The organism is Paraburkholderia sp. EG286B (genome assembly GCF_040965655.1).
Classification (GTDB): domain Bacteria; phylum Pseudomonadota; class Gammaproteobacteria; order Burkholderiales; family Burkholderiaceae; genus Paraburkholderia.
Genome location: NZ_JBFRCF010000028.1, coordinates 1 through 12,898 on the forward strand (window position 1 = coordinate 1; position 12,898 = coordinate 12,898).

General features: G+C 62.1%; 12 protein-coding genes and 1 pseudogene. 7 read left to right on the plus strand and 6 right to left on the minus strand.

Annotated elements, in window-relative coordinates:
• The 4 genes and pseudogenes from AB4Y42_RS37045 to AB4Y42_RS37060 all read right to left on the minus strand — a co-directional run.
• Positions 1 to 127 (minus strand): annotated as a pseudogene (locus tag AB4Y42_RS37045) (DNA-binding response regulator); the annotation flags it as partial.
• A gap of 55 nt (positions 128 to 182) precedes the next feature.
• Positions 183 to 635 carry a hypothetical protein gene (locus tag AB4Y42_RS37050; RefSeq protein ID WP_368696952.1) on the minus strand — a complete coding sequence of 151 codons (453 nt, stop codon included), beginning with the start codon at positions 633 to 635 and terminating at the stop codon, positions 183 to 185.
• Between the two features lie 38 nt (positions 636 to 673).
• The gene (locus AB4Y42_RS37055; RefSeq protein ID WP_368696953.1) at positions 674 to 1,456 is read right to left on the minus strand and encodes a hypothetical protein; all 783 of its coding nucleotides are present in this window, start codon (positions 1,454 to 1,456) and stop codon (positions 674 to 676) included.
• Between the two features lie 570 nt (positions 1,457 to 2,026).
• The gene (locus AB4Y42_RS37060) at positions 2,027 to 2,599 is read right to left on the minus strand and encodes a GNAT family N-acetyltransferase (RefSeq protein WP_368696954.1); all 573 of its coding nucleotides are present in this window, start codon (positions 2,597 to 2,599) and stop codon (positions 2,027 to 2,029) included.
• 250 nt (positions 2,600 to 2,849) lie between these two features.
• On the opposite strand from AB4Y42_RS37060, the gene AB4Y42_RS37065 reads away from it, so the two are divergent.
• Entirely contained in the window at positions 2,850 to 3,497 is a 648-nt protein-coding gene (locus AB4Y42_RS37065) for a LysE family translocator (protein ID WP_368696955.1), read from the plus strand.
• Here AB4Y42_RS37065 and AB4Y42_RS37070 read toward each other — a convergent pair.
• A complete protein-coding gene (locus tag AB4Y42_RS37070; RefSeq protein WP_368696956.1) occupies positions 3,475 to 4,302 on the minus strand; it encodes an AraC family transcriptional regulator in 828 nt (275 codons plus the stop codon). The two genes, AB4Y42_RS37065 and AB4Y42_RS37070, sit on opposite strands and share 23 nt — an antisense overlap.
• Positions 4,303 to 4,939: 637 nt before the next feature.
• Here AB4Y42_RS37070 and AB4Y42_RS37075 point away from each other — a divergent pair.
• From AB4Y42_RS37075 to AB4Y42_RS37090, 4 genes are all read left to right on the plus strand, one after another.
• Complete coding sequence (locus AB4Y42_RS37075) at positions 4,940 to 5,941, plus strand: UPF0149 family protein (RefSeq protein ID WP_368696957.1); 1,002 nt, start codon at positions 4,940 to 4,942, stop codon at positions 5,939 to 5,941.
• 213 nt (positions 5,942 to 6,154) lie between these two features.
• Positions 6,155 to 8,833, plus strand: a complete 2,679-nt coding sequence (locus tag AB4Y42_RS37080) for a DEAD/DEAH box helicase (protein WP_368696958.1) — start codon at positions 6,155 to 6,157, stop codon at positions 8,831 to 8,833.
• An 18-nt stretch (positions 8,834 to 8,851) separates the two neighbouring features.
• Positions 8,852 to 9,853, plus strand: a complete 1,002-nt coding sequence (locus AB4Y42_RS37085; RefSeq protein WP_368696959.1) for a hypothetical protein — start codon at positions 8,852 to 8,854, stop codon at positions 9,851 to 9,853.
• Positions 9,854 to 10,293: 440 nt separating this feature from the next.
• On the plus strand, positions 10,294 to 10,443 hold the full coding sequence (locus AB4Y42_RS37090; RefSeq protein ID WP_368696960.1) for a hypothetical protein: 150 nt from the start codon (positions 10,294 to 10,296) through the stop codon (positions 10,441 to 10,443).
• Positions 10,444 to 10,502: 59 nt separating this feature from the next.
• Here AB4Y42_RS37090 and AB4Y42_RS37095 read toward each other — a convergent pair whose 3' ends face one another.
• Positions 10,503 to 10,838, minus strand: a complete 336-nt coding sequence (locus AB4Y42_RS37095; protein WP_368696961.1) for a metallophosphoesterase — start codon at positions 10,836 to 10,838, stop codon at positions 10,503 to 10,505.
• Between the two features lie 432 nt (positions 10,839 to 11,270).
• Between AB4Y42_RS37095 and AB4Y42_RS37100 the strand changes: the two genes are divergently transcribed.
• Positions 11,271 to 11,438, plus strand: coding sequence for a hypothetical protein (locus AB4Y42_RS37100; protein ID WP_368696962.1), 168 nt, complete (start codon positions 11,271 to 11,273; stop codon positions 11,436 to 11,438).
• Between the two features lie 157 nt (positions 11,439 to 11,595).
• Positions 11,596 to 12,864, plus strand: a complete 1,269-nt coding sequence (locus tag AB4Y42_RS37105) for an acyl-CoA dehydrogenase family protein (protein WP_368696963.1) — start codon at positions 11,596 to 11,598, stop codon at positions 12,862 to 12,864.
• The last annotated feature ends 34 nt before the right edge of the window (positions 12,865 to 12,898 follow it).

The window sequence follows — 12,898 nt, forward strand, 5'->3', positions numbered from 1 at the left end:
GCGCGGCGAACGCGGTCAGCGCGAGCGCGCCGTCCGTGACGCGATCTGCCGCGTACGAGGCGTCCTTCAGCGCAGCCTGGACAGCTTCGCCAATCATCGGGTCGTCTTCGACAAGCAGTATCCGCATGCCTCCACCCCACGAGTGATAGCCGGAATCAGCGTCTGTGATTTTCGCATGCGCGTCACGAGGTCTTGCCGGCGAGCCTGTCGAACGTGTGCAGGAGGTCGTCCATCGCGGCAGTGCAGTCGCTCTGCTTCGGATGGTCGGTGCGCAGCGCTTCGAGCGCGCGGTCGATCGCCTTGTCGAGCACGTGCCAGTCGTCGGCCGCGCGTGGCTTCAGGCCAGCTTCGGCCTCGTCCCACGCGACCTCGAGATCCTTGATGCGTGTCTTGCCGCCAGGCAGGTCGCCCCTGGCAACGAGATCGGACACGTCGGCCGCGATCCTGCGGAACTGGGAGAGGTCGCCGAGCTTCGACGCGCTTGCGGGCGAACCGCCCTGTGCGGCGGCGGAGGCGGACGCCTTGGTCGATGCGACGGCGCTGCCGGTCTGTCTGGAGCAGCCGGCCGCGAGGCCGAGCGCGGCGCACATGGAACCGGCAACGAGCAGACGCAAAAGCGTGGTTGGATAACACATGAAGAAACCTCGATTCGATGGTGAAAGAAACGTGACGGTCACTCGGCGTTCTCGACGCGCGCGCGGCTACCGGCGCCGATCTGCGCGACGGCGACGAGCACGACGATCACGGTGAGGAACAGCAGGCTCGTCGAAGCGGCGCCCATGCCGAACCCGCCGTAGTTGCGCGACTGCGTGAGCAGGTCGCCGAGCGAGGCACCGAACGGTCGCGTCAGGATGTACGCGATCCAGAACGTGAGAACCGCGTTCGCACCGATTCGCCATGCTGCGTAGGCCGCAGCCAGCAGGAGGCCGAACGACACCGCGCCGAGCGAGAAGCCGAGACCCAGCGCTTCGGTCGCGAGATCGCCGGCGGCCGTGCCGAGCGCGAACGTGCAGAGGATCGCGGTCCAGTAGAACAGTTCGCGACGCGGTGTGTCGATCGCGTCGATCGCCAGGGTGCCCTCGACGCGATACCAGATCGCGAAGAATGCCGCGAGCACAATGGCGAATACGCCCGTGCTGATGTAGAGGCTGACACCGAGGCCGTCGGTCAGCAGATCGGTGATCTGCGTGCCGACGACGCTCACGAGCACGACCGTAAGCCAGTAGATCCATGGTGTGTACCTGCGCGTGCGCATCTGCAGGAAGAGCGCGATCGCAAGCAGCGACGTCATCAGCGCGCGCGTTGCGCCTTGTCCCCATCCCGCGTTGACCGCGAGAAAGTCGGCGCCCGTCTCGCCGACCGTGGTCGACATGATCTTGATGATCCAGAACGCGAGAGTGATCGCGGGAACCTTGTTGAGCCAGCGTGTAGCCGGTCGATCGGAGGTGAAGGTCATACGGCGACTCCTCGGAAATCGGGTGACGGACCTGCAGTCTGATCGCTCAGACTTAGCAGATCCTTAGCCGGGTTCTTCTGGAGCCGCCTCCTGGCTCATACACCGACTGCAGGTGGGCTGTTAGACAGGGGGAGATATCGACACTTGGCCGGGTTCGTCACCTTGCGGTGGATCGCTGCCAACGGGCGCTCAATCGCCGGCGCCGGACTTCGGCGACGGCACGCCCGACATGGGGCTTTTCCTCGGGCAGGTCACGTCGCCGCCTGGCGGTCTGGCGAGCAATGACAACGGATGCGGTTTTCTGATCTGTTTCCCCCGACGTAAGCGTTGACGACGTGTGGGCACACTTCGCCAGGGTCGTTCGTCGGCGGCTTACGCCGAATTTGGGAAAAGGTACAGGAGTTCAGCGTTTGACGAAGTCCAGACGTTCGGCAGTAGCCGACCCGATATAGCGGTCCTACAAAAAGCGGTCCTACAAAAGCGTAGAGGGGATTGTCGCGTCCTCGAGCGAGAGCGGCCATTCGGCTGCGGCCAAATGGGTGCTTTTGCTTATCATCCGTCCCAAGACGACTAATTCGATTTGGGAGTCAATGCAGCGATCGCTGGACCTGTTGCTGGCGGCGCTCCCGGCTCGTCGAGATGGCATTCGAAATAGACGAGGTCATGCCACTCGCCGTGAAAATGCATGGCCCTGCCGGCTCGCCCAAACGCCACGAAGCTGTTCCGCTCCAGAACTCGCATCGATCCGATGTTCTGAGGCCGTACAATTGCTTCCACTCGCGACAAATTCAATTCGCTTGCGGCAATATCCATCGCACGCTTAACGGCTTGAGATGCATAGCCACGTCCTGCAAAGCGTCTTCCTATCCGATATCCAAGCGTCGCCCTGTTGAAGTATGGGCGAGTAACGCTGACAAGATTCACTCTGCCGACGATCGTATCGTCGAGCCGAACGAGGTACTGATAGGCTCGATCGTCGTCTCTATCGCTCGTTGCTGCTCCTATCGCTTCGCGAACCGCGGAAGCGCTGTAGTAGTCGCCAGGGCGAGCGTTAATCCATTGCTCGAAGTAAGCACGGTTTTCGACCTCGAATGCCAGTAACGCGTCGGCATCGCTCAACGTCGGGGGACTGATTTTCAGCATGGCAGCGGAGATTATTCGCGACCCAAGGATTGTACAACCGCAGTGTTCACTGTGTGGGGTGCAAAGTCCGACGGCCATTCGTTTCCGTATGGGACGTCATTCCCGTGCTTGTCAATTTCTTCCAATCATTCTCCTTCCATCCGCGCGACTATCCAGGCTCCCAATTCGCGCGCCTGACCGTGCCTTCTAGCTACGCAGCTGAAGCCATTGCCAGGTGCATCTACCGGTCAACGCAGAAATCCCTCGTATCATGAGTCCGCAAACCAATGGCTTCCTCCTTTCCCTCTCTCTTTGTCTGGACATCGGCATCGTCAACATCGCGATGATGACCGTAACCATGCAAAGAGGCTACTGGAGCGGCTTCTGGCTCGGAATAGGTTCGTGTGTTGGAGATTTGCTCTATGCCATCCTTGCGTTGGCAGGGATGACAGCCGTGTTGCAATTTGCCGCCGTCAGGTGGGGGATGTGGCTCGGGGGGACGGTCGTCCTTGCGGTGCTTGCGGCGAAAATGGCGCTTGGCGCATTCCAGCCGGTCTCCACTCAATCGCGCAGGCACTACGAGGTCAGCGGGACACATCTGCAGCAGTTGCTCAAAGGCATCTTGCTTGCGCTGTCGTCGCCATCGGCCATCGTCTGGTTCGCCGCAGTTGGTGGCGCGTTGATTGCACAGGCGGGCGCGAAGGGTTGGGAGGCAATGGCTCGTTTCCTGGCCGGCTTCCTGGTCGCGGGGGTCGTTTGGACATGCGCGGCATGCTCTGTCGCCAGGCTTGGTGGAAAAGCGTTCGGCGCCAGAGTATTGTCGTTCTGCTATTTCGCGTCGGCGGCACTTTTCGCTTTCTTTGCCTGGCAAGTGGTATGGTCTGGCTATCGGAGTCTTATTCTCGGGCTCCCGGTCTGACGAGGCGCTGCGGCTTGGCAAACCGCAACGGGCTCACTCCGAGTACCTTCCTGAACGCGTTGATGAAGTGGCTCTGGTCGTAAAAGCCGAGTTCAAATGCTACATCCTGTACTTCGACGCCGCGACGCAATTGGCTTCGCGCTTCGATCAATCGAAGTTGCATGTGGTACCTGGCTGGCGTCACCCCAACTAACGATTTGAAACTGCGGATCAGGTGATACTTGTTTACGTTTCCCACGGCTGACAGGACATCCAGCGTGACAGGGGCGCAAAGTTGCGTCCTCATATACTCGATTACCGGCGCGAGTTCGCGGCGGCCTGGCTTGTCGATGGCGTGATCGCGATGGGTCAACAGCGCCGCCGTGATTTCAATCATGGCGGTTTCGAAGTCTGCCTCGCAGTTGTCCCTTTTTGCTTGATACGCGGCCAGTATCAGCTGATACAGGGCGGGATTGGTAAATGCGCCTTGACGCAACTCGGGGGCTGTCGAGTGGGACAACCATCCGTTGGCTTGTCCCATGCCGACCAACTCATCTGATTCGATGTAAAGCGAGATGAATTCAGCGTCAACCCCGCTGGAGTCGAAGGCAGAAGACTGCACGGCTTCGGGGTTGTAGATCGTGACCATACCTTCGGTCGCGCGCAGCTTCTTTCCGTCGACGTAAATGTCTTCACAGCCGGAAAGATTGGCGCTGACGACGTATTCGGCGTGGGTATGAGGGGGGAAAGACGCATCGGAGCTGGCGCAAATTCGCGCAAGCTCTATACCACCGGACCGATAGAACTCGCCCATTTCAGGCGTCATGTGCATGCTCCGACTTGTTCGCGCGAGTGCGGTGACGAAATTCGAAGCTCACAGGATATCAACAAAATTCAAGCGCTGGACAACCCACCGGATACTGCCCGACCGTCAAGACTCTTTCGGGTTGCGAAGCGGTCACTCGAATGACCATGCGACGACGATCGAGGACGGCTGGTATTGGCCGAGACCAGCAGTTCGCCGTACGACTGTCGGTAAGCAATGGTGCTACCACGCGGCCGCTGCTAACCGGGGCGGGCCGGCACTGCTGCGACGACGTTGCCCAACAGCCCAGATTGGCTGACCGGTGGCGTGATGACAAAGCGCCGCCGCACCGCGGGGCATCCGAGATGCCTGGCCGGCGTGGATGCGTTCCAGCCAGCACGTGCGGTTCGGACTGAGCCACGCGCGCCTGCCATCGTGACAGGTCCCAGGCCCCTGGCAAAAAACCTGCCGACAGGGCAGCCAAAAAGTTCATCGCGTGTCGCCCGGCGTCCGGTCTGTGCATCGCGCCTCGGATAAAATGCCGGGACTGTCACACTGGCCGGAAATGCCTCACGAGCGCGGCGTAGCGCTGAACGTCGGCGGCAATTGCGAAGCGGGTGAACTGCATCGCGGTTGCTGCATACCGCACGGACATACCATGAAATTCGATCATCCCGATCCCGAACTCAACAATCCGTTGACTGACGAAGAACTGGAATTCCTCGAACGCTTTCTTTCGGGCAATGCCGTCTGCGACGATGCGATGGGCGCGGTCATGTTGCATGGATTTCTGACTGCCGTCATCTCCGGACCGAACGCGATCATGCCGGACGCGATCCTTCCCTGGATCTGGGATGCCAGGCATGCAACCCGTCAACCCAGATTCCTGTCGGCAGGCCGGGCTCGCAAGGTCACAGGACTGATCTTTCAGTACTGGAACGACATCAACGATACCCTGAATCAATGCCCCGACCTGTTCGAACTCCCGCTGCACACGAGCGTATACGAGGGCGAAGAGGTTCCTGTTTTAGACGAATGGTGCGAGGGTTATTGCAAGGGCATCGACATCGACCGGGAGGCCTGGGAGCCGCTGATGGAACGGTACCCCTGGTGGTTCAATATCATCCTGCTGTTCGGCACAGCGTCCGGATACCAGGAACTTGCGCGACGGGACTACACGGTTGAGCAACGCCGGTCGTTCGTACTCCAGCTTGTGGCCTCGGCACTCAATATCCATCGCCACGGGTGTGAGGAACGTCGGAGATCGCTGGAGCAGGGCGAGCAGCCAGGCGCGATTCCGGCGGGTTCGTGGTCGAAAGCCAAGCCGGCGATGCAGATCACCGCGAGGAATCGGGCCGCGCGGGACGGGAGCGTGTCCAAAGATGTGTTCCTCGTGGATTCGCTCGGTCGGCTGACGGACGACGCGTTTCACCCGCTGGCATTGTCCCCGCTGGCTACGCGCATCACGCGTGGCGGCACGTCTGTCAATGCGCACATCTATCGCGCCGGCGATGAGGGTCGCGACGGCTGGATACTGGAAATCATCGATGCGTCCGGGACGTCCACCGTCTGGGACGAGCCGTTCCCGACCGATGGGGCCGCGCTGGCCGAAGCATTGAGCACGATGAACATGCACGACATCGCCCCCGGTAACCGGTGACGGGCCGTGCCCGCGTCGTAACGCTGAGCGTGCCCGCACCCGGAAGGGCCTGGCGTTGCGCGCCGTGAACGGATACGTTGCCCGGCGATGTCATGTGACGTGCTGCGAAACAATCCGTCCCACGACCAGGTCCGGTCCTTTTTCCCACGGCGCAGCCGAAACGTGATCGTTTCCGTCTGCATTTGAAACCGGGACTCTTCCCCATCAACTGTCATGTCCTTGACCGATACCGATCGCCTCTCGCCAAGAATCACACCGGCTGGCCATCTGCTTGCCGCACCCGACGTCGAGGCGCCTGCCCTGCCCGATGACGTAGCGCTGGGCGCGGCCTTCACGCGCGGCGCCGGTCACGGGCTGCTCTATCTGGGAAGCGCAACTATCGGGCGGGCATTGCCGCCCGCCTGGGCGTGGTGGCGAGAACTAGGGGCTCGCTATGTCACGGCCCTGTGCACTACGACGGAAGGTGGGGAAATCGCGGTCGCAGAGCCAGACCCAACGGAGCTCGGCACACTGATCGACGACGCGCCACCCATGACGGGCACTGAATATCTCACGCCGGATGTTCTGGCGGCACTGTGGAGCGAAATCGATGGCGCCCTGCGCGACGAGCTCGCTGAATCGGGAGAGTCACTTCAGGCATTCCTCAGGTCGCGTCATCCTGCATGGAATCTGGTGGGCCGGGTTCACTTCAACCTTGCCGAAAACCGCAAGGACCCCGAAGCACCTTTCGCGTTCCTGGCTACATACGCTGCGCGCCTGTCGGCCCATGGCAAGACGCAGCATCAACCCCTTTCGCGTGCGCTCGAAGAGTTCTCCGGTGCGCGCAACAAGGCACAGCTTCTCTCCCTCCTGATGCCGGTCCAGCGTGCCGCTGAACGCTGCGACTGGTTGCGCGCGATGGTTGAATCGCGCGAAATCTACCACCCGTTGCGCTGGATGCCGGCCGACGCGTTTCGCCTGCTCTCCGATTTGCCGGCCCTGGAATCGGCCGGCATCATGGTTCGACTACCGGCGAGCTGGGCCGCGGGACGCCCCGCGCGGCCCGCGGTCAGGACGAGCGTCGGGACGCGGCCTCCGTCACGCCTGGGCAGGGAAGCACTGCTCGACTTCAGGATGGAGGTGTCGCTCGATGGCGAAGCGTTGAGTCCGGCCGAGATCCGGGGTCTGCTCAAGGGGGCCGACGGCCTTCAGTGGATTCGCGGGCGCTGGATCGAGGTGGACACGAAGAAGCTGGGCCGCCTGCTTCAGCGCTTTGAGGGTCTGGAAAAGGCCGCGCAGGCGGGACTGCCGCTGAACGATGCGCTGCGTCTGCTGGCGGGCGTCTCCGGTGACGAAGATGACGCGTTCGGCGAGCGCGACTGGGCGCAGGTCGTGGCTGGCGACTGGCTTGCACAGATGCTGCAGCAGTTGCGCCAGCCCGAAGGGCTGGCGCACGTCGATCCGGGTCCCGATCTGAAAGCGCAGCTTCGACCGTACCAGCAGGCCGGTGTGCGCTGGCTCTACCTGCTCAGCCAGCTCGGGCTCGGAGCGTGTCTTGCCGACGATATGGGTCTCGGAAAGACGATGCAGGTCCTCTCCCTGCTACTGATCCTCAGGCGCGACCGGGTCGACCCGCGCCCGAGCCTGCTGGTCGCCCCGGCGTCCCTGCTGGCAAACTGGGCCGCGGAAGCGGAGCGTTTCGCGCCGGGCCTGCGCGTGCTGGTGGCGCACCCGTCCATGACGCCTGCCGACGAACTGCGCGCCCTGGACTGTGCGCGGCTCATGCAGACAGATCTTGTCATTACCAGCTTCGGTTCGCTGCTGCGCCAGCCCGTTCTGGAAACAATGCAATGGCGTGTCGCCATTGTCGACGAGGCCCAGGCGATCAAGAACCCCGGCGCCCGGCAGACGAAACAGGTCAAGAAGCTGCAGGCGCAGTCACGTATCGCCCTGACGGGTACCCCGGTAGAAAATCGCCTGTCGGATCTGTGGTCCATTTTTGATTTCACGCATCCAGGCCTGCTGGGCTCGGCGAAGGAATTTGCCGGTCTGACCCGGCGTCTGGCGAAAATCGAGCATTTCGGCCCGCTTCGCACCCTCGTGCGGCCCTACATCCTGCGTCGCCTGAAAACAGACCGGCGCGTGATCGCGGATCTCCCGGAAAAGACCGAACTCAAGGCGTGGTGTCACCTGAGCCCCATCCAGGCCGCCCTGTACGAACGCGCGGTCAAGGACCTGGCTGCGGCGCTCGATGGTACCGAGGGTATTGAACGCAAAGGGATCGTATTAAGCTACCTGATGCGGTTCAAGCAGATCTGCAACCATCCGTCCCAGTGGCTGGGGGACGCGGCGTGGCGACCCGAAGCCAGCGGGAAATTTGCGCGGCTGGGCGAACTGATCGACGTGATCGCGGCGAAGCAGGAAAAGGTTCTGGTGTTTACGCAATTCCGCGAAACCACGGAGCCCCTTGCCGCGTTCCTCGGATCGCTTTTCGGGCGGGAAGGCCTGATTCTCCACGGTGGAACGCCCGTCGCCAAACGCCGCGAACTCGTCCGGCAATTCCAGGAAGATGAATCGGTCCCGTTCTTTGTGCTCTCGCTCAAGGCGGGCGGCGCGGGGTTGAATCTCACAGCCGCGTCCCACGTGATCCACTTCGATCGCTGGTGGAATCCGGCAGTCGAGAATCAGGCGACGGACCGGGCATTCCGCATTGGCCAGCGCAGGAATGTTCTGGTACACAAGTTCGTTTGCCGGGGTACGGTCGAGGACCGGATCGACCAGTTAATCGAAACAAAGCAGCAACTGGCGAAGGATGTGCTTGAGGGCGGGGCGGAGCTGCTGCTGACCGAGATGAGCGACCGCGAGCTGCTCGATCTGGTCAGGCTCGATATTCATTCCGCGCAGGCAAACTGATCAAGGAGAGGAACTCCGATGGCTGACTACGGTGGATGGAAACCCTACGTCCCGGTGGCCGAGCGCAGAAAAAAGGCGGAGCAACTGGTCGCGAAAGCTCTCAAGGCTGGCAAGATGCTGTCGCCCATCGCGCCCTATCGTGGGGCTATTGCGAAGACCTTCTGGGGCAAGGCATGGTGCGATAACCTTGAGCACTACAGTGACTACGCAAGTCGCCTGCCACGCGGTCGCACCTATGTGCGCAATGGTTCGGTGATCGATCTGCAGATTTCGACGGGCAGGATCCGCGCACAGGTCATGGGCTCCAGCCTGTACGAGATCGAAATCGGTGTTACAGCCTGCCCGGAAAAACAGTGGCGGGCGTTGAGTGCCGAGTGCGCATCGTCGGTTGACTCCATGGTCGAACTGCTGCAGGGCAAGCTGTCGGCTGCGGTGATGGGCCGCATCTGCAAGCCCGGCAGCGGGCTCTTCCCCGCGCCGAAGGAGATCAAACTCGGCTGCAACTGCCTGGACTGGGCGGCGATGTGCAAGCACGTCGCCGCCGTACTCTATGGCGTCGGCGCGCGGCTCGACCAGCAGCCAGAATTGCTCTTTACGTTACGTGGTGTCGACCCTGGCGATCTCGTCAGCAGCACCGGTGCGAACCTCTCCGGGGCAGGAGCCGGCCCGGCGTCCGGCAAGGTACTCGACAACGTGGACCTGGGGGATGTGTTCGGAATCGATATCGACACGGAGCCCTTTGCCGATTCGCCCCCGGCCCGGAGCAAGCGCACGCGCAAGGAAACCGCCTCACAAAAGGCACGCACGCCGGGATCGACGGCATCGGAGGCGTCTGCGAACGCAAAAGTGACACCGAAAGGCAAGGCCGTGCCGCCAGACGTGAAAGCCAGTGCTGCCGCCGTGAAGAAACCAAAGGGTAAAACCGACCCCGGCGTTTCGAAGGCGACACGTTCGGCTGCATCCCCAAAGCCCACTGTGCGTGCGCCCGCTGCATCAAAAACCGCGAAACGCCGCGGGTGATGTCTGACGCGACGCGTCACCGCCTGGTCCAGCGACTGATCGCGCTCGCGAAGTGAGCAACTGTTACGGAAAGCACTGAATCGAACAGCGCAACTTCAGTCATGCGAAGGGAAACTGTTCACCGGATTCGCCGAAATGGCAAAAATGCGATACGCCACTACTCGCGCCATCCTGCCAGCAGTGCAACTGGAAGGCCGGAGGTTCGAGCAACGACGCAGGATTCTCATTTGGCTGGAGTCGCAATGCAAACTGCGTTGTAGTAACCTGGGCAGGTCAACACGGGTACGGCGCCAGGACGCGCGTGCAACGCGCGATGAACGTGCCCGGTGACGATGCGCTCGACGTTGTGATGTCCGGATAGAAGAAGTCGCAAGGCGTCAGTCGTCTGCATGCCGAAAAGTTCGGGATGGGGGATACAGGTGCGAAACGGCGGATGATGCATGGATGACAACCGGTCGGCTCACGTATCCAACGGGCTCGCGTTCCAGCCACAACTGCGCCGCCGGACCGGTTTCGCCGTGGCGGAAGCCTGGGACTCTTGTGTCTGTCGCAAGGATGCGCGCATGGCCGACATCGACGCCGAAAACTGAGTTCACCCGCGCATGTTAGCCCCGGTTGATCGCCGGGCGCGCCGCGCAGACATCTGCAGTCATCGTTGGTTGCCGGGTAAGACCATATTGGGGTGCGTCAACTGCGCCAGCAGTTCGTGCAGCATTTCGTATTCTTCCGGGAGACCCTCGTCCGTGAGATCTCCGGTTATCAGGACGAGCCGAGGCTCTGGATTCGGGCGGTTCGATCCTGTGGCCTCTGTAGCGAACGCCGCCCCACCGCCGCGCTCGCAGTAGAGATGTTGGAGCGGACCTAAATGGCTGGCGCCGTGCCAGTAGCGCAACCGCGGGGCCGAGGTGCCCCGCGTTTTCTCCCTTTCGCGTGAGCTACCCGGACGCGATGGTCTGCTTCCGTCCTCAGACGCTAAATCCCGCAACTCGCATCAACTGGCGCGACACTGCGCTGCATGAGCCTTCCGCATCGAATTGTGCGCGAAGGCTCGCGTCTGCCTTGCGGGTCACGCCACGGTGCATGGCCACAATCAAGGCGAAAAGGGCGACGAGAAACATTGGTATGCCGTACATCGTATTGCTCCTGGCTGGTGAAACCGGATATGCGTTCGGCGATGGTCATGTGTGATCGCGTCGCGCTGTCGTCGGAGATCGCGGTCCCATCCCCTCGCGTGACTCCACCAAGAAGGCCTTCACGATGCCCGGATTGCACCGGCTGGGATAGGTGCAGTTTCCTCAAGGCCATGCGCCGCCCACGCGAATCGTGTCTGTACCCTGCGTAGACTGTCATCCGCCGGAGTCCCGCTCACCGGAAGGCTCTCAGTAATAATGTATCACAATATGATATATGGAAGTATATGGCTCATTTGCTGGAAACCGGATGGATCGACAAGGATGCCGAAATCGACTCGCAACAGATGGCTGGGCCGGCCGCCATGTCGCGGAACAGGCGGGCAGCGATGACGCCCAGTGACCAGTCCGGACATCACGAGATCGATCAGGCATCGCTGCAAATCCAGCAGTGAATCAGCAGCGTGCTGTTGCTGAACCAGCAACGTGCATGCGGTTTTCCCGACCTACGCACACCTGCACCTTGGCCTACGATTGGCATGGCTTCTGCTTTATCGGTAAAGAACGAGGCCCGATCATGGGCCACCCATCATGCCGATACCCGGAGCCCCTATGACCGCATTGAATCTCGCCAGCACGGTGGCCGTTGCTCCCGTTCTTTCTCCCGGTACGGATTACGAGCGTCTCGCTTCACGGTTTCGCCCCATCTTTGCCCGCATCGCAGAGGGCGTGCTCGAGCGTGAGCGCGATCGCAGCCTGCCCTATGAGCAGATCGAATGGCTCAAGGCCGCGGGATTCGGCGCCGTTCGCGTGCCTCTCGAGTATGGCGGCGCGGGAGCTTCGCTGCCGCAACTGATTCAGTTGCTGATCGAACTGGCCGAGGCGGATTCGAATCTGCCGCAGGCACTGCGCGGCCACTTCGCGTTCGTCGAGGACCGGCTCAACGCGGAGCCCGGCCCGGCGCGCGACGTCTGGTTCAGGCGATTCGTCGACGGCGAACTGGTCGGTAACGCCTGGACCGAAGTCGGCAGCGTGGCGATCGGCGACGTGACCACGCGCGTATCGCGTGATGGCGCACGTTGGGTCGTCAACGGAGAGAAGTACTACAGCACGGGCAGCATCTTCGCCGACTGGATTGACGTGTTTGCGCGCCGCGACGACACGGGCGAAGACGTGATCGCGGCCGTGCGCGCAAGGCAGCCCGGCGTGACGCATCACGACGACTGGGACGGTTTCGGCCAGCGCACGACGGGCAGCGGCACGACCACGTTTGTCTCCGCCGAGGTGGACGAGATCGACATCATTGACTTTTTGACGCGCTTCAAATACCAGACCGCGTTCTACCAGCTGGTGCTGCTGGCTGTGCTCGCGGGTACGGGCCGCGCCGCGCTGCGCGACATCTCGCAGGAGGTGCGTTCGCGCCGACGCATCTTCAGTCACGGCAATGCGCCTTCGTTCGCGCAGGATCCGCAGGTGCAGCAGGTCGTGGGCCAGGTCTCGTCGCTTGTGTTCGCGGCCGAAGCCACAGCCGTGCGCGCGGCGCAGGCTTCGCAGCGCGCGTACGAGGCGCGTTTCGGCGGCGACGCGCAGGCCGAGCACGAGGCGAATGTCGATGCCGAACTCGATTCCGCGCGCGGCCAGAGCGCGATCGCCGATCTCGTGCTGCGTGCGACCACGCTGCTGTTCAACGCGCTCGGCGCATCGGGTACGAGCGAGCAGAAACGACTTGATCGCCACTGGCGCAACGCCCGCACGGCGGCCTCGCACAACCCGATCGTCTTCAAGGAGCGTATCGTGGGAGATCGCGAAATCAACGGCACCGAGCCGCCGTATGTCTGGGCGATCGGCGCCGGTCCCGCTACGGAGCAGAAGGCGGCCTGAGTGCGAACGTGCGGTGCCGCCACGCGCACGGCAC

What these genes read in the sequence shown, in the direction of transcription:
- AB4Y42_RS37050 (WP_368696952.1), bottom strand. Translation starts at nt 635, where the DNA reads ATGTGTTATCCAACCACGCTTTTGCGTCTGCTCGTTGCCGGTTCCATG.
- AB4Y42_RS37055 (WP_368696953.1), bottom strand. Translation starts at nt 1,456, where the DNA reads ATGACCTTCACCTCCGATCGACCGGCTACACGCTGGCTCAACAAGGTT.
- AB4Y42_RS37060 (WP_368696954.1), bottom strand. Translation starts at nt 2,599, where the DNA reads ATGCTGAAAATCAGTCCCCCGACGTTGAGCGATGCCGACGCGTTACTG.
- AB4Y42_RS37065 (WP_368696955.1), top strand. Translation starts at nt 2,850, where the DNA reads ATGAGTCCGCAAACCAATGGCTTCCTCCTTTCCCTCTCTCTTTGTCTG.
- AB4Y42_RS37070 (WP_368696956.1), bottom strand. Translation starts at nt 4,302, where the DNA reads ATGACGCCTGAAATGGGCGAGTTCTATCGGTCCGGTGGTATAGAGCTT.
- AB4Y42_RS37075 (WP_368696957.1), top strand. Translation starts at nt 4,940, where the DNA reads ATGAAATTCGATCATCCCGATCCCGAACTCAACAATCCGTTGACTGAC.
- AB4Y42_RS37080 (WP_368696958.1), top strand. Translation starts at nt 6,155, where the DNA reads ATGTCCTTGACCGATACCGATCGCCTCTCGCCAAGAATCACACCGGCT.
- AB4Y42_RS37085 (WP_368696959.1), top strand. Translation starts at nt 8,852, where the DNA reads ATGGCTGACTACGGTGGATGGAAACCCTACGTCCCGGTGGCCGAGCGC.
- AB4Y42_RS37090 (WP_368696960.1), top strand. Translation starts at nt 10,294, where the DNA reads ATGGATGACAACCGGTCGGCTCACGTATCCAACGGGCTCGCGTTCCAG.
- AB4Y42_RS37100 (WP_368696962.1), top strand. Translation starts at nt 11,271, where the DNA reads ATGGCTCATTTGCTGGAAACCGGATGGATCGACAAGGATGCCGAAATC.
- AB4Y42_RS37105 (WP_368696963.1), top strand. Translation starts at nt 11,596, where the DNA reads ATGACCGCATTGAATCTCGCCAGCACGGTGGCCGTTGCTCCCGTTCTT.